This window comes from Anaeromyxobacter sp. K (assembly GCF_000020805.1).
GTDB classification, from domain to species: Bacteria; Myxococcota; Myxococcia; order Myxococcales; family Anaeromyxobacteraceae; genus Anaeromyxobacter; species Anaeromyxobacter dehalogenans.
Window position 1 is genome coordinate 1,774,011 of the sequence record NC_011145.1, and the last position, 19,102, is coordinate 1,793,112.

Consider the following 19,102-nt stretch of genomic DNA (forward strand, 5'->3'; position numbering starts at 1 on the left):
CGGGGCCGTCCGGCGTCGTCGGACCGCGCTATGGCGCGCCGGGCGGCTCCGCCGGACGGATCTCGCAGAGATACGCCCGGTGAGGCACGGAGCCGCTGATCGAGTCGATGGCCGCGTTCCCGATGAGGAGGTTGAAGTTCGCGCCGTCGGGACCGAACGGATCGTAGCCGGGCGCCCCCACCTCGGGGCACGCCTGCCACCATCCGTGCTGGCCGCAGACCACGTCCGGCTGCAACGTGTCGTTCAGGCGCGCCCGCGCACGCACGCTCCCGTCCGGCGTCTCGATGTGGACCCAGTCGCCGGCCGCGATCCGGCGGTTCGCCGCGGCGACGGGATGCAGCTCGACCTCGGGGTCCGGCGCCTTGCGCCGCAGGCCGGGGAGCGCGCGGTGCTGGCTCTCGCAGAACAGCGTGTGCTTGGCGCACGTGAGGATCAGCGGATAGCGCGCGAGGAGATCCGGACGTGAGACCGGGCCGACGCGCGGCTCCTGGTACTCCGGGAGCGGCGGATGGCCGTGCGCGAGCAGGGTCTCGGAGTACAGCTCGATCTTGCGCGTGGGCGTGTCGAAGCCCCGCGGGACGCCGTCGTGGACCTCGGCGAACTTGCGGTGGCGCGTCTCGAGCGCGACGCGCGCGCCCTCCGGGTGCTGGCGCAGCCAGTCGAGGGAGAGGCCCGAGGGCGCCAGCTGGTGGCGATACGCGGCGTCCACGTCCCCGTTCCAGAAGTGCTCGCCGAGGCCGAGCGCGACCGCGAGGTCGAAGACGATCGCGGTGTCGGAGCGCGCCTCCCCGGGCGGCGCGGCCACGGGCCGCCGCAGCTGCACCAGCGACTGCGCCTCCGGGCTCACCTCGAAGCCGAGCTTGAGCGCCTCGCGCTCGAAGGGGCTCGCCACCGGCAGGACCACGTCGGCGAGTTCCGCGGTGGGGTTCATGAACAGGTCGGCGTGGACGTAGAAGTCGAGCGCGGTCAGCGCCGCGCGGCCGCGCAGGACGTCACCGTGCGACAGCAGGAGGTTGGAGCCGAAGCCGACCAGGCCTCGCACGGCGTACGGCTTGCGGTCGAGGATGCCGCGGTACAGCTCGTCGGTGGTCGCGAACCCCCACCGCGCCGGGCCGAGCGGACGCTCCGCGACGCCGAGTCCCGCGGCGCGGGGCTCCGGCCGCGGGGGCACCTCGCTCCCGACGGCGGGGGAGGGGACCGAGGGGAAGAGCACGTTGCCGCCCGGTGCGTCGATGCTCCCGGTCAGCACCGAGAGCTGCGCGATGGCCCGTGCGATCTGGGTGGCGTTCGTCTGCATCTCGACGCCGCTCCACGCGTAGTAGGCGAGGGGCCTCGACTCCCACAGGAGCCGCGCCGCGCGCTCGACCTCACCGCGTGCGACGCCGGTGATCGACTCCACGCGCCCGGGCGCGTAGCTCCGGCAGAGCGCGGCCGCGAGCTCGAACACGGTCCGGCAGCGCAAGACGCCCTCCCGCGTCTCGACCATGTGCTCGCCGAACAAGGCGACGTCCGCGAGGTCGGCCTCGTACCGCCTGCTGCGCGGATCGTAGAGCGCGGGCCGTCCTGCAGCTCGGTCCCAGGCCACGTAGCGCCCCGGGTCGCCGCCCTCCGAGACGTCCGCGCTCGTCAGGAGGCGGCCCGTATCCGGGCGGACGAGCAGCGGTCCATTCGTCCACTCGCGCACGAACGGCTCGTCGAACCAGCCCCGGTCGATCATCACGCCGGCGATCCCCAGCGCGAGCGCGGCGTCCGTGCCCGGCCGCACCTGCAGCCACGCGTCCGCGCGCCGCGCCGGCTCGGTGCGCCGCGGATCGACCACGACGAGCCGCGCCCCGCGCTTCTGCGCGGCGAGCGTCGCGGTGGCATGGGCGAGCCGCGCGTGGTTCGGGTTGTAGCCCCAGAACAGGATGCAGCCGGCGTGCTCGAGGTCGGGCAGGTAGCGTCCCGGCACCGGCGCACCGAACGTGAAGGTCGTGGCGAAGTGCCGGCCCCAGCCGCACAGCTCCATGGCGACGACGAGGTTCGGGCTGCCGAACGTGCGCGTCAGCCGCTCGACCCAGGCCATCGAGTCGTCCGACGCCGAGGTCGAGGGCGACACCAGGCTGAAGGCGACGCTCTCGGGGCCGGACTCCGCGGAGAGCTGGCGGAGCCGCGACGCGGAGAGCGCCAGCGCCTCGTCCCAGCCGATCCGCTTCCAGCCCGGGTCCGGATCGCCTTTCGGGCGCGTGCGTCGCAGCGGGTACTTCAGCCGGTCGGGGTGATGGACCAGCTCCGGCGCGGCGCGGCCCTTCGCGCAGAGCGCCTGGCCGGTGGGGTGCGACGGGTCGGGATCCAGGCGGACGAAGCGCCCGTCCTCGATCGTGGCGATGGCGCCGCAGCGCGAGACGCACAGCGCGCAGTAGGTGGGGATGCGCTCGGATGCCGTGTGGCCGGCGGTCATCGCCGGTGCCTTGGGGCGTGGCGCTGGCGCGGGCTGGCCCGTGCTGGGTCTGGCCCCCGAACGGATCCCGGAGCAGGTCGCGCCAGCGGCCGGAGACGCGGTCGCCCGCTCGATGAGGCTCGAGCGTCAGGCAAGCCCCGGACGCGCGCCGTCAATCTCCGGGTCCGTCCAGCATCGGAGGCGCCGTGAGCTCGACCAGATACCCGACGAGCCAGACGTCCCAGCGCTCCTCGAAGCGGACGTTGAGCGGATCGTGACCGTGGTGGTACCGCACGAACGGTCCTCCGCTGCCGCCGCGCTCGAAGTGCGTGACGTAGGCGAGATCGAAGGTGGCGTCGCCGTACGGCGAGCGGCCTTGCCCGAGGCCCAGGTGGACCGCGCCCGAGGCCGTGAGCCGCAGCCGCGCGTCCGAGGCCACCCGGGCGCGGAACGGGACGGCACGATGGCGTCCCGCCACCTGGAGCTCGCCAGCTGCGAGCCACCGGATCGCGGTCTCGCCGTAACGTCGACGCATGGCGGGCTCGATGCACCCCGAGAACGTGCAGGGCACGTTCCAGTCGAACCCGAGCCTCGAGGTGGCTCCGAGACGGGAGGCGCCGCCGTTCACCGGAAAGGAGAGCCAGCGGAGAAGAAGCTCGGTGCCGAGGAGGTGGTCGGTGAAGCTCCCGCTGTCGAGGTTCAGCGCGTCGGACCGGGGCACACCGGGCGGCCATCCGCAGTCGAAGTCCGAGGTGGCGCCCGGCAGCAGCGCGCCGTCGCGGAGCGCGCAGCCCTTCTGCCCGTTCGAGTGATGCGCGGCGAAGAACCCGAACGACACGAGCAGGCGATCGGCGCGGCTCGGGGGTGAGGCGAGCGGGAGGACGTCCACGAGCTGCAGCCGCAGCCGCGGCAGGTACGACGGCGGCCGGATCGGCGTGGACTGCGAGGTCTCCATGCGCAGCGTGGCGACGAACGAGAAGGTCAGGGCCAGGCCGAGCCCGCCGTCGTTCATGAGACGCGGGTGGTCGAGCCCGTCGTACAGGAAGAGGTGCAGCGGCAGCTGGGCCTCGAACAGCTGATCCCTGGCGAGCGGGATCGCCACGGTGATGGGCTCGAGATCCACGCTCGGCTCGTCCACCCGCGGGAAGTGGGCTGCGCAGGCCGTGAGGGCGAGGAGCGCGCTGGCCAGCGCGAGCGGCAGCGCCAGCCTCCCGCGCCAGGCACATCCGCCGCTCCGCGAGCGCCATCGCGCCGATCCGGTGCGAGCGAGGATCCGCGTCCGAGCGCGTTCCATCTCCTCCCCCACGGACGCGAAGTGTGTCTCACGCCGGGTGCAGCCATCCCCGGGATTGCGGGGTCGCCCGACCGGCCGCGGCCCAACGCACCGCGCGTGGCCGGCGCCCGGGCGAGGGTTGACCGACGACAATCCACTCCGTCCGCGCGCGGTCGAGGATGCACAGGAGCTGCGGACTCGGCAGGTGAGACCATGGATCTCGATCATCTCGGCGAAGCGCAGGCGCAGCTCTGGTCGCGGGTCGACGCGCTTTGGAGGCTGTCCTCGACGCACGACGTGGCGCTCGTCCGCGACGCGCTCCACCCGAGCTACACGGGCTGGGTCACGGGCCTGCCGGGGCCGCACGACAAGGAGGCGGCGGTCGCCGCGGTGGGACCGTCGTCGCCGCGCGTCCTGAGCTACGGGCTGACGCCGCTGGGCATCACGGTGTTCGACGGGATCGTCGGGGTGGTCCACTACCGGTACACGGCGGAGGTCGAGGCAGGTACGGGCTCGACGACCGTGAACGGTCGCTGGACCGAGAGCTACCTGCGGCGGAACGGGGAGTGGCTGATGATCTCCGTGAGCGGCGGGCCGGACGGGCAGCGGTGACCGGGCCAGGAGGGCGATGGCCGGGTAGGGGCGTACCCGCGCCAGCGGCGCCCGCCCTCGCCGTCCCGGTACACGCGTAGTATGGTGTCCCGGTGAGCCGGGCGAAGACCATCCTGCTCATCGTGGGCATCTGCACCGCGGTCGTCGGCTTGATGGCGCTGCCGTTCCCGGTCACGAGCCCGAAGGTCTTCACGCAGAGCCTCTTCAGCGCGGTGTCCTCGACCGGCGCGTTCGCCCGGCCGGGCCTCGTCCTGATCGCGATCGGCCTCGTCTGCCTGGGGCTCGCAGCGATGGTGCCTTCGGACCGGGAGTGACCCTCGGAGCGCTTCAGGCGTATCGCCCGGCCTCGATGTCCTGGATCAGCCCGGGATGCGTCGGCCTCCAGCCCATCCGCTGCTGCGTGAGCGCGCTGGACGCCGGCTGATCGAAGGACAGGAACCCGCCGAGCCAGCCGAAGTGGTCGCTCGCGGCCTCCGGAGCGACGGAGCGCAGCGGGAGCTTCAGCTTCATCGCGATGGCCTCGGCGATGGTCCGGATGGTCACCGCCTCCTCCGCGACGGCGTGCAGGATGCTGCCTGCGGGCGCCTTCTCGAGGGCGAGGACGAACAGCCGGGCGGCGTCGAGCCGATGCACCGCGTTCCAGCGGTTCGAGCCGTCGCCGAGGTAGGCGGAGACGCCCTTCTCCCGGGCGAGGTCGACGAGCCGCTTCACGAAGCCGTGGTCGCCCTCGCCGTGCACGCTGGGTGCGAGGCGCACCGCCGCGCTGCGGACGCCCCTGTCCTTCAGGTCCAGCGCGACGAGGGCGTTCGCGAGGCGCGGGTGTCCCTTCGGGTCGAAGGGCATCGTCTCGGTGGCCATTCGTCCCGGCGCGATGCCCAGCGTCCCGGAGGCGATCACGAGCGGTCGCCCCGAGCCCTCGAGCACGGCGCCCAGCGTCTCGATGGCCTTCCGATCGGTCCGTACCGACGCGTCGAAGCGCTCGAAGTCGTGGATGAAGCCGAGGTGGATGACGCCGTCGGACCCGGCGGCGCCCGCCCGCAGGCTGTCGAGATCCTCGAGGTCCCCGCGGTGGACCTCGGCGCCGGCGGCGGCGAGCGCCCGGGCCGAGGCGTCCGAGCGTGCGAGCCCGACGACCTGGTGGCCGGAGGCGAGGAGCTCGGGGACGACGGCAGAGCCGATGAAGCCGGACGCACCGGTGACGAACACGCGCATGGGATCCTCCTGGGGATGCAGTGATGGCAGGTACTGACATGGCGCAATCTGGCCTCGATGTCAGTGACTGTCAAGAGCGGGATGTCAGAAACTGACGTATGCTGTCCGGGATGGCTCGATGGGAACCCGACGCGCGCGGCAGGCTGGAGCGGGCCGCGATGGAGCTCTACCGCGAGCGCGGCTACGATCAGACCACGGTCGCCGAGATCGCCGCGCGCGCGGGGCTGACCGAGCGCACGTTCTTCCGGCACTTCGCCGACAAGCGCGAGGTGCTGTTCTGGGGCGCCGCGGGGCTTCGGCAGCTCATCACGGACGGCATCGCCGGCGCGCCCCCGGACGCTGCGCCGCTCGACGCGGTCGCCGCCGCGCTCGAGGCCACCGCGCCGGTGTTCGACCAGCGCCGCGCCTTCGCGCGCCAGCGCCAGGCCCTCATCGCCGCCCACCCGGAGCTGCAGGAGCGGGAGGTGATGAAGCTCACGCTGCTCGCCGGAGCGGCCGCGGAGGCGCTGCGCGCGCGTGGCGTCGGCGAGCCGGCGGCGACCCTGGCCGCCGAGGCCGGGATGGCGATCTTCAAGGTCGCCTTCGAGGGCTGGCTCCGCGACGAGAAGGGTCGGGGCCTGCCGCACCACCTCCGGGCGGCGCTGGGCGAGCTCGGGTCCGTCGTCGGGCGGGGGCGGCCTGCACCGGCCGGCGCGCGGCGGGCGGCGAGGCGCGGACGCGAGTAGCGGCCCGTCGGCTCTGCTCGGCCGGCCGCGCTCGCGTCCAGGGAGCTGCCCGGGCGCCCTTCAGGGCAGCCGATACTCCTTCACGAACTCCCAGATGACCTCGTGCGCGGCGACGTCGTCGGTCTGGTAGCCCCACCACCAGTTCGCGACCGGATCCATCTCGTACAGGTCGAACGCGGAGCCCGGCCAGTTGTGGCCGCCGCCGTAGACCGTGCACAGCTCCGCCTTCGCGTCGGCCTTGCATCCGCGGTACTGCTCGCAGAGGACGTCCGTGCTCGAGAACGTCACCTTCCTGTCGGTCTCGAGCGCGCAGCCGTTGTTGGCGGCCCACAGGGCGACGGTTCCGGGGGCGCCGCGCGTGTAGTTCCCGAAGAGCGGCCCGTAGCCCTCCGCATACGGGCTGAGCGCGTCGGCGTCGCCGTGGATCTCGATCACCGGCACGGGCCGGCCCGGGGCGCACGCCTCGTCGCCCATGCCGCCGGCGACGGAGCCGATGGCGGCGATCAGGTCCGGCCGCTCGCAGGCGAGGCGGTACGCCATCCCACCGCCGTTCGAGATCCCGCTCGCGTAGACGCGGGCGCGATCGAGGCGGTGGTGCGCGGCCACGTCCTCGACGAGATCCGCGATGAACTGCACGTCGTCGATGCCGGCCTCGTTCGCCGGCGGGCAGCAGCCGTGCGCGTTCCAGGAGAGGCCGACGCCCTCCGGGAGCACCAGGATGAAGTGGTTCGCGAGCGCGAACGGCTCCAGGCCCACGGGCACCGTGGCCTCGGGCGAGAAGCTCCAGCCGTGCATCACGATCAGCATGGGGAGCTTGGGGTTCCCATCCACCTCGGGCGCGAGGATCAGGTACCTGCGCTCGAGGTCGCTCGACACGAGCGTCCTCACCTCGATCTGCGGCGTCCCGCCCGGCGAGATCGCCTGCGCCGCCGAGGTCGCGGAACCCGCCGACGGGTCCGCGGTCGAGACGCCGCACGCGATCGCCGTCGCCACGCCCAGCACGACGACGAACGTCGCGCACCATGACAGTGATCGCCTCATCGCATCCTCCCAGATGGCCGATTGCACGCTCGAGCCGCCCTCCGCGGACGGGAGCGCGAGGAGATCGTTTGACGACGAACGGCGGACGGCGTCCGGCAGGCCGGGGTGACGCGCAGGCGGTGACTCGCCGGCGCGTGGGCGCTCCCGCGATTCCTCGCGGCGGCGGGGGGGCCGCGCCCCGCGTTCGCGGGGACATGGCAACTTGGGCTGAGGCCGCCGGGCGCACCACCTGCGCGCTAAGCTTCCGGCGCGCCATCACCGGAGAGCCGCGCGGCGGCTCCGCCACGCACCTGTTTCACTCCGGGGAACGCCTGATGTCCGTCCCTCTTCCAGCGCGCCTACGCGGTCTCGCGCGGTGAAGCGGACCCCTCGTACCAGTCGCGAGCGGAGGGACGGAGCAGCGGAAGGCCTACCAGCGACAAGATCCCCGGAGGGACGAACAGCCAGAGCGTCGTCCGTCGAAGGTCCCTGTCGCGGCCCTGCCGACCACGACGAGCGCGACGAACAGGGCCCAGAGGCTCGCGGGCACGATGGAGACCAGCGCTGCGGTGATCCGTCCGGTCCGGCGACGGAGTCCAGGTGGACTTCTCGCCAGCGTCCGAGGTCAGCTCGAGCTCCGGCCAATCCCCCATGCTCGCCCAGTAGACGCGGGTGATGGCGCCCTCGAGGATGCGCAGGGGGAGGTTCCCGGAGTCGATGGCACGCCACCACTCCGGTGATCCGACCAGCGCAGGGCTCGCGCTGACGCCGGCGTCGGTCGGGCTCAGCGTCGCCTGCTGCATCGCGCGGATCTGGTCCGGATCCTCTGCGAAGTCGTAGGCGGTCACCCAGTCCATGCCGGACCACCATGTCACGCCGGATCACCGAGCGTCAACGCGGCATGGCGGCGCCACGTCACTCGCCCATCAGCTCGTGCAGCCGGGTCGTGGTGTTCCAGTTCCGGATGGTCATCTGCTTGTAGATGGGCATCCCGACGACGCGGCTCATGCGGCTCTGCGACGCCTTCGGGATGAGCCGCGAGTAGTAGAGGACGCCGGGGCCGGCGGTGACCTCGTCCACCTCCGGGTTCACCGGGACGCGCTCGAGCGCCTGGGCGGGCGACAGCGGCGCCTTCAGGAAGATGGCGTCGTAGCGGAAGCGCTCGGGCCGCGTTCCGAAGCCGTCGGGGGCGTGCTCCACCACCCGCCGCAGCTGCGCGCGGGAGAGCACGACCACGCTGGCGGCGTAGTCGAAGGCGTCCGAGAGCATCGCCTCGATGCGCGGGACGAGCGAGGGGCCGCGCTCGGTGGACGAGACGAGCACGTTGCCGCTCTGGATGTACGTCACGACGTCGTCGAAGCCCTGGGCCTCGAAGGCGGCCTTCAAGGCGGGCATGCCGATGAGGTTCTTGCCGCCGACGTTGATCCCGCGAAGCAGCACCAGATAACGGCTCATGCGCCTCCCCGTGCGGCCGTTCTCGTAGCGTGCGATCGCTTCAGCCGCAAGGGCGTGGCGCGTCGCGGCGGAACCGGGGCGGCGGCTCGTGCTGGGGAAGCGGGCGGAACCGGTACCTCTCGAGCCCGGTCTCGGAGAACCAGAGCAGGACGACGCCCTTCGTCTCCGCGGCCTCCGCGGACGAGGTCCGCTCGGTGGACCCGGCGTAGATGACCGGCGCGCCGTCGGGCGCGCGGAGCACCTGGTGCCGGTGGACGTGGCCGCAGAGGACGGCCGCGTAGCCGGACGGCAGCGCCGAGCGCGGGATCACGTCGGGCCCGTCGCGGAACGTGAAGTCCGCGGGCCCGCACGTGGCGCCCTCGACGCAGTGGTGGAGGCAGAGGACTCGCACGTCCGCTTCCGGCGCGGGCGTGGTGGCGGCGTCGAGGAGCGCGCCGAACCGGCTGCGCACCTCCTGCGCGTACGGAAACCCGGAGAACGCGACGCGCACGCCGCCGGCCTCGAGCACGAGGGTGCGCGGCCGGTGGAACACGTGCAGGTTGCGGTGGCACGCGAGGAGCGGGTGGGGGAGCGCGCCGCGCTCGTGATTGCCGGGCAGCAGCAGCACCGGGATCCCGGCGTCTGCCACGCTGCGGAGGGGCGCCAGCGCGGCGTCGGAGAGCCAGGCGGGGACCCGGCTCCGGTAGAGGAGGTCCCCCGCGTGCAGCACCGCGTCCACCTCGCCATCGCGGGCGGGCGCGAGCGCCGCCTCGAAGCTCTCGAAGAACTCGGCGCCGCGCCGCGGCCGCGCCGAGCGGGGGCGCGCCGGCAGGTCGAAGCCGAGGTGCGTGTCGGAGAGGAAGAGGAGTCGCATGGCCGCCCCGCGCGCTCGGGGGCGGAACGGATGTACAGGTCGTGTCTGACAGCCCGATCGAGCCCGGCCCCGCCGGCCGGCGCCGTGCCGTCCGCATTGCGTCGCGCCCGGGGGTGAAGGACCATGACGATCCGTGGACCTCGTACGCGCGCCATCGGGTGGAGGGGCGACCTGCCCCGACTGCCACCTCGAGCTGGAGGCGGCGCCCTCCGGCCCCATCGTGGCCCGACGGTGCGGCGGCTGCCGGGGCATCTGGCTCGATCCCCTCTCGTTCCAGCGCGTCTGCGAGGACGAGACCCCAGCCGATGCCTCGAGGGACGCGACGACGTGCGCGTCCGGCGCTGGCGCCGTGGGCCGTGCCCACGGCCCCGAGGAGCGAGTCCGGTATCGCGGCTGCCCGGAATGCGGCGAGGTGATGAACCGGCGGAACTTCGCGCGCGTCTCGGGCGTCGTGATCGACGTCTGCCGCCCGCACGGCGCGTGGTTCGATCGCGGCGAGCTCGGGGCCATCCGGCGGTTCCTCCGGGAAGGCGGCCTGGAGCGCCATCGACGCTGGCGGAACCTGGAGCGCGAGGTGGGTGGGCCGGCGGCACCGGGTGCCCCGATGCCCTCGATGTCGCCGTCGCGCGACATCTACGACGTGCTGGTCGGCGGCGACGGTGGATGGGACCTGCCGAGCCGCATCCCGCGCGCGCTCGTCGCGGTCGCCTGCACTGCGTTCGGCGCGTGGGCCCTCTGGGATGTCTTCTTCGGCGGGCGCACGGGCTTCAGGCCGCGTGCCGTCGCCGGGGGCGTGCTGATGGGGCTCGCGTCGCTGTACCTGGCGGCGCGAGCGCTGGCCGACCGCGCCCGGCGGAGACGCTGAGCAGAGGACCGGGAGGCGCGACGCCCCTGGTCTCGATCCGGCGCCGTAGCCGGCCGTCGGCGCCTGCGGCCGGCCGCCGGTCACGCGACGGCCGGGCGGGCCTTCGCCGGCGCCTTCTTGCGAGCCGTCATCCTGGGCAGCAAGCCTGCGCGCTTCTCGAGCGAGGCGACGAGCGAGGCCGCCTCCGCGGCGGGCAGCTCGACCTCGACGAGGAACTGCCGGTACCGCGCATCGTTGACGATCGGGCGGCCTCCCCGTGCTCGAAGTGCAGGTAGAGCTTGCCGGGGTTCTCGTCCACCACGATCCCGTGTCCCCATTCCGCGTGAACGCTGTGGCGGAAGATGGTGGGCCGACGGGTGACCTTGCGCATTCAACCCTCGTTTCGCGGCGCACTGTATCGGTCCGGCCGCGGCCGATGTAAGCGCGAATTCCGACGCTCGGGCCCGGGCGCGTCAGCCTGCCGCTCCTCGTCGAGGCCGTGACCCCAGGCCCGATTGACGCGGCGGCCGGTCGGCGGGGGAATCGCTTCGCGGGCACGGATCCGCGAGGGAGGGCGCCATGGCCGGCTCTGCGGTGGGGGCGCTGCGGCACCACGGGCGGACGTCGATACGGGACCTGCGCGTCGCCGGCTCCGTCCGGCCCGGGTTCGAGGCGGTGCGGTCTGCGTTCGAGGAGAACTTCGAGCGCCGCGAGGAGCTGGGCGCCGCCTGCGCGGTGTACCTCCGCGGCGAGAAGGTGGTGGACCTGTGGGGCGGCGTCCGCGACGCGGCGACCGGCGCGCCCTGGCAGGAGGACACCATGGCCCTGGTCTTCTCCGCGACCAAGGGCATGGCGAGCCTCGCGATCGCGCTCGCGCACTCCCGCGGGCTCATCGACTACGACGCGCGCGTGAGCACGTACTGGCCGGAGTTCTCGCGGGCGGGGAAGGCGGAGATTACCGTGCGGCAGCTCCTCGCGCACCAGGCCGGGCTGTTCGCGCTCGACGCCTGGCCGACCGCACGGCTCGTGGCCGATCCGGACGCGCTGGCCGACGTCCTCGCCCGGCAGAAGCCGGCGTGGCCCGCCGGGGCGCGGCAGGCGTACCACGCGATCACCGTGGGCTTCTACCAGGGGGAGCTGCTGCGCCGGGTGGACCCCGCGCACCGGACCCTGGGCCGCTTCTTCCAGGACGAGCTCGCGACGCCGCTCGGGCTCGACTTCTACATCCGGCTCCCCGCGTCGATCCCGGACGCGAGGCTCGCGCCGCTCCGCCGGTCCGGGCGCATGCCGCTGCGCATGCTCCTCACCATGCCGCCGGCGCTCGCGATCGCGGGCATGAACCCGCGCTCGCGCCTGCGCCGGGCGCTGCAGGGATCGGAGCTGCCGGAGCGGTGCGAGCGCGGCGTCTACGCGCGCGACCTGGAGATCCCGGCGGGCGGCGGCGTCGGGACCGCACGCGCGATGGCGAGGGCCTACGGCGTGTTCGCGTCCGGCGGGAAGGAGCTGGGCCTGCGCGCCGAGACGCTGCGGCAGCTCATGGCGCCGCCGGTCCGCCCGGCGCGCGGGTTCCGCGACGCGTGCCTGAAGGTGGAGATCGCGTTCGCGCTGGGGTTCGCGAAGCCGACGCGCGGGTACCCCTGGGCCCACCCGAGCGCGTTCGGAGCGCCTGGCGCGGGCGGATCGCTCGCCTTCGCGGATCCGCACGCCGGGATCGGCTTCGGCTACGTGCCCAACCGGATGGGCATGCACCTCGACGATCCGCGGGCGGCCGCGCTGCGGCGGGCGGTATACGCGTCGATCGGCGTGAGGGAGCCGTACCGCCGCTGACGGTCGATCGAGGAAGCGCATGCGCACCGAGCTGGAGAAGCTTCGGCGCCGCCAGCGCGCGGTCACGCGCGATCTCCCGGACGACGTTCTCGCCGCCGGCAACCCGTGCCGCGTGATCCGCCGGATCGGCGTCTGGCGGGACGGCGCCGCCGCTCCGAATCGCGCCGCACTTGTCACTCCCTGCCGCCGTACCCGACCGCCTAGAGAACGCGAGGCGCGGGGCGAGGTCCCCGGCGCGAGGAGGAGAACGACATGCCGGACATCATTCACAGGGTCGCCATCCGGGCCCCCATCGCGAACGTCTACCAGGCGCTGTCCACGGTGGAGGGGGTGGCGGGCTGGTGGACGCAGGAGACGAGCGGACGATCCGCGCCCGGCGGGACGGTCCGCTTCATGTTCCGCAAGCCGGACGGGACCGAGCTCGGCGGGATGGAGTTCGAGGTGCTCGAGCTGAAGCCGGACCGCGAGGTGCGCTGGCGCTGCAAGGGCGGGCCGGAGGAGTGGATCGGGACGGAGGTGTCCTTCCGGCTCTCCCGCGAGGACGAGCAGACGGTGGTTGCCTTCGGGCACCGGGGCTGGCACGAGACGTCGGAGTTCATGTCCCACTGCAGCATGAAGTGGGCGACGTTCCTGCTGAGCCTCAGGGCGTTCGTCGAGACCGGCAAGGGCAGGCCGGCCCCGGACGATCTCAAGATCGACACCTGGAACTGAGCGGCCGCGAGGCGGCCGCGGCGCGCCGGGACGGGCGCGCCGCGGTCCGCCCGCCGGCGAGCGCCATCACCGGCGCTGCGGGCCCACGCTCGCGCCGCCGACCCCGGCGTGCTGCGCGGTGAACGCCGTCCGCATGATCTCGACGAAGGCGCGGAGCCTCGCCGGATAGAACCGCGCCTGCGGGTACGCGACGTAGACGGGCAGCGTCGGGCCGCGCCAGGCGGGCAGCAGGTGCACGAGGCGGCCGGCCGCGACGTCCTCGGCGACGATCCAGTCCGAGGCGAGGGCGGCGCCGAGCCCGCTGGACGCGGCCTGGCGGAGCGCGAAGAGGCTGTCGGTCACGAAGCGCGGCCGGATCCGGATCGTGGCGGTCGCGCCGCGCGCGCCCTCGAGGCGGACGGTGTTGCGGTAGTACGGTACGAGCGCGAGCCAGGGCAGCGCCGCGAGCGCCGCGGGGCGAGAGGGGGCGCGCCCCGGGACGAGCGATGGCGCCGCGACCACGATCCGCTGCACCTCGTGGATCTTCCGCACCACGACGGCTTCGCCCTCCGGCGCGTCCACGGAGACGCAGCAGTCGACGCCGTCCTCGACGAACCGCACCGGCCCGTCGTGCAGCCGCCACTCGACGCTCAGGGCAGGGTAGCGGCGCAGGTACTCGACCACCGGGCCGAGGAGCTGCTGCTGCCCGAACGCGTGCGGCGCGACCACCCGGAGGTGCCCCGCCGGCTCGTCCCCGTCGCCGCGCAGCTCCGCCTCGAGCCCGCGCCACGCGCCGAGCAGCTCCCGGGCCCGGGCGACGTACCTCTGCCCGGCCTCGGTCGGGTGGATCGCGTGCGTCGAGCGCTGCAGCAGCCGGACGCCGAGGGCGGCCTCGAGCGCGTGCAGGCGCCGGCTGATGGTGGGCTGGGAGGTGCCGAGCTGCAGCGCGGCGGCGGAGAGGCTCCCCGCGTCCACGATGCGCACGAACGTCTCCGCGAGGGCCAGCCGGTCGGTCGTCGCCTTCATGCGTACGACGCATAACGGATCTGCTGGTCACGCGTCTACCGCAGGGCCACCGCGCGGCGCATCGTGCCCGCCATGACCACCCACGAGCCGCACCGCACCGCCCCCGCCGTCCCCGCCGGCACGCCGGCCGGGGCGACCTCCCCCGGGCCCCAGGCCCCGCTCCCCACGCCGCTCCTCCTGCTGCTCGCGGGCGGCGCCGGGCTCTCGGTGGCGAGCCTCTACTACAACCAGCCGCTGCTCGGCGCGATGGCGCGCGACCTCGGCGCGTCTCCCTCCGCCATCGGCGCGGTGCCGACGCTCACGCAGCTCGGCTACGCCGCCGGCATCCTCCTGTTCGCGCCGCTCGGCGACCGGCTCGACCGCCGGCGCGTGGTCGTCGCGAAGCTCGCGGCGCTCGCCGTCGCGCTGCTCGGGGCCGCGCTCGCACCCTCCGCCGGGCTGCTCGCCGTCGCCGGGCTCGCCATCGGCCTGGTCGCGACGGCCGCGCAGGACCTCGTGCCCGCCGCGGCGGCGCTCGCGCCGGCGGCATCGCGCGGGCGGACGGTCGGGTCGGTGATGACCGGCCTCCTGCTCGGGATCCTGCTCTCGCGCGTGGTGAGCGGCGCCGCCGGCGCGCACGCCGGCTGGCGCGCGGTGTACGTGGGCGCCGCGTCCGCCGTGGCGGGGCTGGCATTCGCGGTCGCGCTGAAGCTGCCGCCGATGCCCCCCGCGGCGCGCGCCCGGTACGGGGAGCTGCTCGCGTCCATCGTCCGGCTCGCGCGCGACCTCGCCCCGCTGCGCCGCGCAGCGCTGGCCCAGGCGCTGCTCAGCGTCGCGTTCGGTGGCTTCTGGTCCACGCTGGCGCTGGCGCTCGCCGGGGCGCCGTTCGGGCTCGGCCCCGTGGCCGCCGGAGCCTTCGGCCTCGCGGGCGCTGCGGGGGCGGCGATCGCCCCGCTCGCGGGCGCCGCCGCGGACCGGCGCGGTCCGGAGCCGGTGATCCGCGGTGGCGCTGCCCTGGCGGTGGCGTCGTTCGCGACGATCGCGCTGTTCCCGGGCTCGCTGGGGGTGCTCGTGGTCGCGACGGTGGTCTTCGATCTCGGGGTGCAGGCCAGCCTGATCGCGCACCAGAGCATCGTCTACGGCCTGGATCCTGCCGCGCGCGGCCGCCTCAACGCGGTGCTGGTGAGCGCGATGTTCCTCGGCATGGCGGCCGGCGCCGCGGCTGCGAGCCAGGTGTTCGCGCGGGCGGGATGGGCGGGCGTCGCCGCGCTCGGCGCCCTGGCGGCCGCCGCCGCGCTCGCCGTCCGCCTCGCGCCCTCGCGCCGGCACGACGCGCGGGCCGGCCGCTGCATCGACGCCGCCACCCCGTGACCCGGCGCCGGCGGGTGTCGCCGGCCTCCCCGCTCCGACCCACCAGGACCGGTGGGCCGGGGCGGGGCCTCGGCTACCGTGGCGCGTTCCGCGGCGCGACCGCGGACGGGAGGTCCAGGTGAGGCACGCATCCCGATGGCTCCTCCTCGCCGCCGCGGGCATCGCCGCCGCGTGCGGCGGGGGCGGCGGCAACGACGGCGCGGCGCCGCCGGCGCGCAGCTTCCAGCTCCGGAGCCCGGACCAGATGGTCGGCGCGGGGCAGGAGCTGGCGTCCTGCTGGTACTTCCGCACGCCGAACGCGCAGGACCTCGTGGTGCGCACGTTCACCTCGCGCCTGCCCGCGGGGGCGGTGAGCGTCGCGATGATGCTCACGCCCGACGACGTGCAGCCGCCGGGGACGCAGTCCTCCGCCGGCTGCGCCTGGGCGCCCGCGAGCGGCCCGGTGCCGGCCTATCTCGGCGCGGCCGGCACCACCTCGCTCTCGTTCCCGCCGGACGACGGGTCCGGCAAGGCGATCGGCGTCCGCATCCCGGCGGGCCAGGCGGGCTACCTGCGCGTGCACTGGGCGAACGCCTCCGACCAGCCCATCACCGCGCACGTCGAGCTGGACGTGCAGGGGTGGCCGGACGGGACCGCGACCACGCTCGCGAGCCCGTACGTGTCGGTGGCGGGCTCGTTCAGCATCCCGGCGTCCGGGTCAGCGACGGCGGAGACCACCTGCGAGGTGCCGGCGGGCGCGCGCTTCGTGGCCCTGACCACGCGCACCTACAAGCACTCGGTCGCGACCTCGATCGCGGACGGGGGCACGAACGTCTTCGAGAGCGCGGACTGGTCCGCGCCGGGCTTCGCGCGCCGGGACGCGCCGCCGTTCCTCTCGTTCGCGAGCGGGGCGCTCACCACGCGCTGCGAGTACCTGAACACGACCGCGAGCGCCGTCCAGCCGGGCGACGACCCGGCCAGCGACGAGCTCTGCGCGGGCATCGGCTGGTACTTCCCGGCCACGCGGGCGCGGCTCTGCTACGACGGCACGCTGCTGCCGTGAGCGCCGCGATCGCGTCCGGGAGCGCGGGCGCGAGCGCTCCCCCGTCCGAGTGGTGCAAGGCCGGTCGATCCGTGCCAGAGGTGGCGCGAGCGCGGGGCCTCCGAGATCGAGCCCCGTCGCCGCGGGACCGCCGCCCGGCCGGGCGGCCCCTCGCCCCTTTCAAACGCCACGTGAGCCCAGCCGTGTTCGCCACCGTCGCACCCCTCGTCGTCGTCGCCGCCGCCGGAACCGTCCTCGTCGTCCACAAGCTTCGCGAGCGGCGGCGCTGGGCCAACGTGAAGGCGTCGGGCGGGCGGAAGTCGCTCGTCCTGAACCTGTTCGACCGCCCGTAGCGGACGGACGGTCGCAGGCGGTCCCTCCGCCGTTCGGGGGAATGCGCCGAAAAAGCCTGCCGCGAGCGAGGGTTCCGGGCGCACGCGCGGCCGGGCTGGGCGCCGGCTTGCATATCGACGGGGGTTTGTGCGAGGGTGCGCGCCGCTCGCGGCCGTGGATGTGGGTGGACGGCGCGGGCTTTGTCGCATCCGGGGCCGGCTCGCGTGAATGAACGCGCGCCGAAACGGGTTCGAGACAGCGGCTCCCAAGCTCCGCCGGCGGGACTGGCGAGCGACGCCGCGCAAACCGATTCGCCCATGCAGCTCGGTCCGCCCCCGCGGGTGGAGGTAAGACGTGTACACGGATTTCTCGAAGCTCCGGAACATCGGGATCTCGGCCCACATCGACAGCGGGAAGACGACGCTGACGGAGCGGATCCTCTTCTATACGAAGCGCATCCACGCCATCCACGAGGTGAAGGGCAAGGACGGCGTCGGCGCGACGATGGACTCGATGGAGCTCGAGCGCGAGCGCGGCATCACCATCGCCTCGGCCGCGACGCACTGTGAGTGGAAGGGGCTCCACCTCAACATCATCGACACCCCCGGCCACGTGGACTTCACCATCGAGGTGGAGCGGTCGCTGCGCGTCCTCGACGGCGCCATCCTCGTGCTCTGCTCGGTGGCCGGCGTCCAGAGCCAGTCGCTCACCGTCGATCGCCAGATGCGGCGCTACAACGTGCCGCGCCTCGCGTTCGTCAACAAGTGCGACCGCTCCGGCGCGAACCCGCTCCGCGTGAAGGACCAGCTCCGCGAGAAGCTCCAGCACAACCCGGTGCTGATGCAGCTCCCCATCGGCCTCGAGGACAAGTTCGAGGGCGTCGTCGACTTGGTGAAGATGAAGGCGTTCCGCTTCAGCGGCGACGACGGCGAGATCATCACCGAGTCCGAGATCCCGGCCGACATGCAGGCCGACGCCGCCAAGGCGCGCGAGGAGCTGCTCGACGCGGCGTCGATGTTCTCCGACGAGCTCACCGAGGCGATCCTCGAGGAGCGCGTCACCGAGGACCTGATCAAGGCGGCCGTCCGCAAGGGCACGCTCTCGCTCAAGCTCACCCCGGTGTTCATGGGCTCGGCCTACAAGAACAAGGCCGTCCAGAAGCTGCTCGACGGCGTGGTGGACTACCTCCCGGATCCGACCGAGGTGGTGAACGAGGCCCACGACCTCACCAAGGACGAGGAGAAGGTCGCCCTCACCATCGACAACGGCAAGCCGACGGTGGCGCTGGCGTTCAAGCTCGAGGACGGGCGCTACGGCCAGCTCACGTACCTGCGCATCTACCAGGGCAAGCTCTCGCGCGACATGTTCATCACGAACATGCGCACCAAGAAGGACCACCGCATCGGCCGGCTGGTGCGCATGCACTCCGACCAGATGGAGGACATCGACGCCGCCGGCTCCGGCGACATCGTCGCGATGTTCGGCGTGGACTGCAACTCGGGCGACACGTTCACCGACGGCACGGTCAAGCTGAACATGACCTCGATGCACGTGCCCGAGCCGGTGATCGCGCTCTCCATCAAGCCGGTGGACTCGAAGAGCGAGACCAACATGGGCAAGGCGCTCCGGCGCTTCACCCGCGAGGACCCGACCTTCCGCGCCGGCCTGGACGAGGAGAGCGGCGAGACCATCATCCGCGGCATGGGCGAGCTGCACCTCGAGGTCTACATCGAGCGCATGAAGCGCGAGTACAACTGCATCGTCGAGGTGTCGCCGCCGCAGGTGGCGTACCGCGAGACGGTCAGCCAGCGCGCCGACTTCGCCTACACGCACAAGAAGCAGACCGGCGGCTCCGGCCAGTTCGGCCGCGTGTGCGGCTACATCGAGCCCTGCGAGCAGCAGTTCGAGTTCGTGGACGACGTGGTGGGCGGCGCGATCCCGCGCGAGTTCATCTCCGCGGTGGAGAAGGGCTTCCGCTCGATGCTCGCCAAGGGCCGCCTGCTCGGGTTCCCGGTGGTGAACACGCGCGTCGTCATCAACGACGGCGCCAGCCACGCGGTGGACTCGTCGGACATCGCGTTCCAGGAGGCCGCCCGCGGCGCCTGGCGCGAGGGCTTCGACCGCGCCAAGCCGCGCCTCCTCGAGCCCATCATGCGCGTGGTGTGCGAGGGCCCGGCGGAGTTCTCCGGCGGCATCCTGGGCACGCTCATGCAGCGGCGCGCCATGATCGTCGGCTCGCAGGACGACGGCGGCCTGGCCCGCATCGAGGCCGAGGTCCCGCTGGCCGAGATGTTCGGCTACTCGACGACCCTCCGGTCGGCGACGCAGGGCAAGGCCGAGTTCAGCATGGAGTTCTCGCGCTACCTGCCGGTCCCGGCGGCCATGGCCGAGGAGCTCATGTCGAAGGCGGCCAAGAAGGCCGAGGGCGGGAAGAAGTAGCGA

18 protein-coding genes are annotated in these 19,102 nt (G+C 73.5%); 10 read left to right on the forward strand and 8 right to left on the reverse strand.

Annotation, left to right across the window (positions count from 1 at the left end; translation table 11 throughout):
* Positions 1-28: 28 nt before the first annotated feature.
* Both ANAEK_RS07860 and ANAEK_RS07865 read right to left on the reverse strand, forming a co-directional pair.
* Entirely contained in the window at positions 29-2,440 is a 2,412-nt protein-coding gene (locus ANAEK_RS07860; protein ID WP_012525616.1) for a molybdopterin-dependent oxidoreductase, read from the reverse strand.
* Between the two features lie 151 nt (positions 2,441-2,591).
* Positions 2,592-3,713 carry a hypothetical protein gene (locus ANAEK_RS07865; RefSeq protein WP_232288400.1) on the reverse strand — a complete coding sequence of 374 codons (1,122 nt, stop codon included), beginning with the start codon at positions 3,711-3,713 and terminating at the stop codon, positions 2,592-2,594.
* Between the two features lie 192 nt (positions 3,714-3,905).
* Between ANAEK_RS07865 and ANAEK_RS07870 the strand changes: the two genes are divergently transcribed.
* Complete coding sequence (locus ANAEK_RS07870) at positions 3,906-4,304, forward strand: nuclear transport factor 2 family protein (protein WP_012525618.1); 399 nt, start codon at positions 3,906-3,908, stop codon at positions 4,302-4,304.
* Positions 4,305-4,396: 92 nt separating this feature from the next.
* Positions 4,397-4,618: a hypothetical protein gene (locus ANAEK_RS07875; protein ID WP_012525619.1), complete on the forward strand. Its 222-nt coding sequence runs from the start codon at positions 4,397-4,399 to the stop codon at positions 4,616-4,618.
* A gap of 13 nt (positions 4,619-4,631) precedes the next feature.
* Here the strand turns inward: ANAEK_RS07875 and ANAEK_RS07880 are convergent, their stop codons facing one another.
* Positions 4,632-5,516: an SDR family oxidoreductase gene (locus ANAEK_RS07880; RefSeq protein ID WP_012525620.1), complete on the reverse strand. Its 885-nt coding sequence runs from the start codon at positions 5,514-5,516 to the stop codon at positions 4,632-4,634.
* Between the two features lie 110 nt (positions 5,517-5,626).
* On the opposite strand from ANAEK_RS07880, the gene ANAEK_RS07885 reads away from it, so the two are divergent.
* Positions 5,627-6,241 (forward strand): TetR/AcrR family transcriptional regulator, encoded by a 615-nt coding sequence (locus ANAEK_RS07885; protein WP_041454050.1) that lies wholly within the window; start codon positions 5,627-5,629, stop codon positions 6,239-6,241.
* A 60-nt stretch (positions 6,242-6,301) separates the two neighbouring features.
* Here ANAEK_RS07885 and ANAEK_RS07890 read toward each other — a convergent pair whose 3' ends face one another.
* From ANAEK_RS07890 to ANAEK_RS07905, 4 genes are all read right to left on the reverse strand, one after another.
* Positions 6,302-7,282: a PHB depolymerase family esterase gene (locus tag ANAEK_RS07890; protein ID WP_012525622.1), complete on the reverse strand. Its 981-nt coding sequence runs from the start codon at positions 7,280-7,282 to the stop codon at positions 6,302-6,304.
* A gap of 338 nt (positions 7,283-7,620) precedes the next feature.
* Positions 7,621-8,118, reverse strand: a complete 498-nt coding sequence (locus ANAEK_RS07895) for a hypothetical protein (RefSeq protein ID WP_041454051.1) — start codon at positions 8,116-8,118, stop codon at positions 7,621-7,623.
* 58 nt (positions 8,119-8,176) lie between these two features.
* Positions 8,177-8,716: a DUF1697 domain-containing protein gene (locus tag ANAEK_RS07900; RefSeq protein WP_012525623.1), complete on the reverse strand. Its 540-nt coding sequence runs from the start codon at positions 8,714-8,716 to the stop codon at positions 8,177-8,179.
* A gap of 40 nt (positions 8,717-8,756) precedes the next feature.
* Complete coding sequence (locus ANAEK_RS07905) at positions 8,757-9,569, reverse strand: metallophosphoesterase (protein ID WP_012525624.1); 813 nt, start codon at positions 9,567-9,569, stop codon at positions 8,757-8,759.
* Positions 9,570-9,702: 133 nt separating this feature from the next.
* Here ANAEK_RS07905 and ANAEK_RS22770 point away from each other — a divergent pair, with 133 nt between their 5' ends.
* From ANAEK_RS22770 to ANAEK_RS07920, 3 genes are all read left to right on the forward strand, one after another.
* Positions 9,703-10,434, forward strand: coding sequence for a zf-TFIIB domain-containing protein (locus tag ANAEK_RS22770; RefSeq protein ID WP_083779837.1), 732 nt, complete (start codon positions 9,703-9,705; stop codon positions 10,432-10,434).
* 558 nt (positions 10,435-10,992) lie between these two features.
* On the forward strand, positions 10,993-12,240 hold the full coding sequence (locus ANAEK_RS07915; RefSeq protein ID WP_012525626.1) for an EstA family serine hydrolase: 1,248 nt from the start codon (positions 10,993-10,995) through the stop codon (positions 12,238-12,240).
* Positions 12,241-12,492: 252 nt separating this feature from the next.
* A complete protein-coding gene (locus tag ANAEK_RS07920) occupies positions 12,493-12,951 on the forward strand; it encodes an SRPBCC domain-containing protein (RefSeq protein ID WP_012525627.1) in 459 nt (152 codons plus the stop codon).
* A gap of 66 nt (positions 12,952-13,017) precedes the next feature.
* Here ANAEK_RS07920 and ANAEK_RS07925 read toward each other — a convergent pair whose 3' ends face one another.
* Positions 13,018-13,956 (reverse strand): LysR family transcriptional regulator, encoded by a 939-nt coding sequence (locus tag ANAEK_RS07925; RefSeq protein ID WP_012525628.1) that lies wholly within the window; start codon positions 13,954-13,956, stop codon positions 13,018-13,020.
* Positions 13,957-14,028: 72 nt separating this feature from the next.
* Here ANAEK_RS07925 and ANAEK_RS07930 point away from each other — a divergent pair, with 72 nt between their 5' ends.
* The 4 genes from ANAEK_RS07930 to fusA all read left to right on the forward strand — a co-directional run bounded on the left by ANAEK_RS07930 (position 14,029) and on the right by fusA (position 19,099).
* Positions 14,029-15,306: an MFS transporter gene (locus ANAEK_RS07930; RefSeq protein ID WP_012525629.1), complete on the forward strand. Its 1,278-nt coding sequence runs from the start codon at positions 14,029-14,031 to the stop codon at positions 15,304-15,306.
* Positions 15,307-15,424: 118 nt separating this feature from the next.
* Positions 15,425-16,348 carry a hypothetical protein gene (locus ANAEK_RS07935; protein WP_012525630.1) on the forward strand — a complete coding sequence of 308 codons (924 nt, stop codon included), beginning with the start codon at positions 15,425-15,427 and terminating at the stop codon, positions 16,346-16,348.
* A 170-nt stretch (positions 16,349-16,518) separates the two neighbouring features.
* Positions 16,519-16,680, forward strand: a complete 162-nt coding sequence (locus tag ANAEK_RS22985; RefSeq protein ID WP_157376689.1) for a hypothetical protein — start codon at positions 16,519-16,521, stop codon at positions 16,678-16,680.
* Between the two features lie 334 nt (positions 16,681-17,014).
* Positions 17,015-19,099: an elongation factor G gene (fusA, locus tag ANAEK_RS07940; protein ID WP_012525632.1), complete on the forward strand. Its 2,085-nt coding sequence runs from the start codon at positions 17,015-17,017 to the stop codon at positions 19,097-19,099.
* Positions 19,100-19,102 lie beyond the last annotated feature (3 nt).

Bases quoted from the DNA above. Each gene is read 5' to 3' on its own strand.
- ANAEK_RS07860 (WP_012525616.1), bottom strand. From the start codon at position 2,440: ATGACCGCCGGCCACACGGCATCCGAGCGCATCCCCACCTACTGCGCG.
- ANAEK_RS07865 (WP_232288400.1), bottom strand. From the start codon at position 3,713: ATGGAACGCGCTCGGACGCGGATCCTCGCTCGCACCGGATCGGCGCGA.
- ANAEK_RS07870 (WP_012525618.1), top strand. From the start codon at position 3,906: ATGGATCTCGATCATCTCGGCGAAGCGCAGGCGCAGCTCTGGTCGCGG.
- ANAEK_RS07880 (WP_012525620.1), bottom strand. From the start codon at position 5,516: ATGCGCGTGTTCGTCACCGGTGCGTCCGGCTTCATCGGCTCTGCCGTC.
- ANAEK_RS07885 (WP_041454050.1), top strand. From the start codon at position 5,627: ATGGCTCGATGGGAACCCGACGCGCGCGGCAGGCTGGAGCGGGCCGCG.
- ANAEK_RS07890 (WP_012525622.1), bottom strand. From the start codon at position 7,282: ATGAGGCGATCACTGTCATGGTGCGCGACGTTCGTCGTCGTGCTGGGC.
- ANAEK_RS07895 (WP_041454051.1), bottom strand. From the start codon at position 8,118: ATGGACTGGGTGACCGCCTACGACTTCGCAGAGGATCCGGACCAGATC.
- ANAEK_RS07900 (WP_012525623.1), bottom strand. From the start codon at position 8,716: ATGAGCCGTTATCTGGTGCTGCTTCGCGGGATCAACGTCGGCGGCAAG.
- ANAEK_RS07905 (WP_012525624.1), bottom strand. From the start codon at position 9,569: ATGCGACTCCTCTTCCTCTCCGACACGCACCTCGGCTTCGACCTGCCG.
- ANAEK_RS07915 (WP_012525626.1), top strand. From the start codon at position 10,993: ATGGCCGGCTCTGCGGTGGGGGCGCTGCGGCACCACGGGCGGACGTCG.
- ANAEK_RS07920 (WP_012525627.1), top strand. From the start codon at position 12,493: ATGCCGGACATCATTCACAGGGTCGCCATCCGGGCCCCCATCGCGAAC.
- ANAEK_RS07925 (WP_012525628.1), bottom strand. From the start codon at position 13,956: ATGAAGGCGACGACCGACCGGCTGGCCCTCGCGGAGACGTTCGTGCGC.
- ANAEK_RS07930 (WP_012525629.1), top strand. From the start codon at position 14,029: ATGACCACCCACGAGCCGCACCGCACCGCCCCCGCCGTCCCCGCCGGC.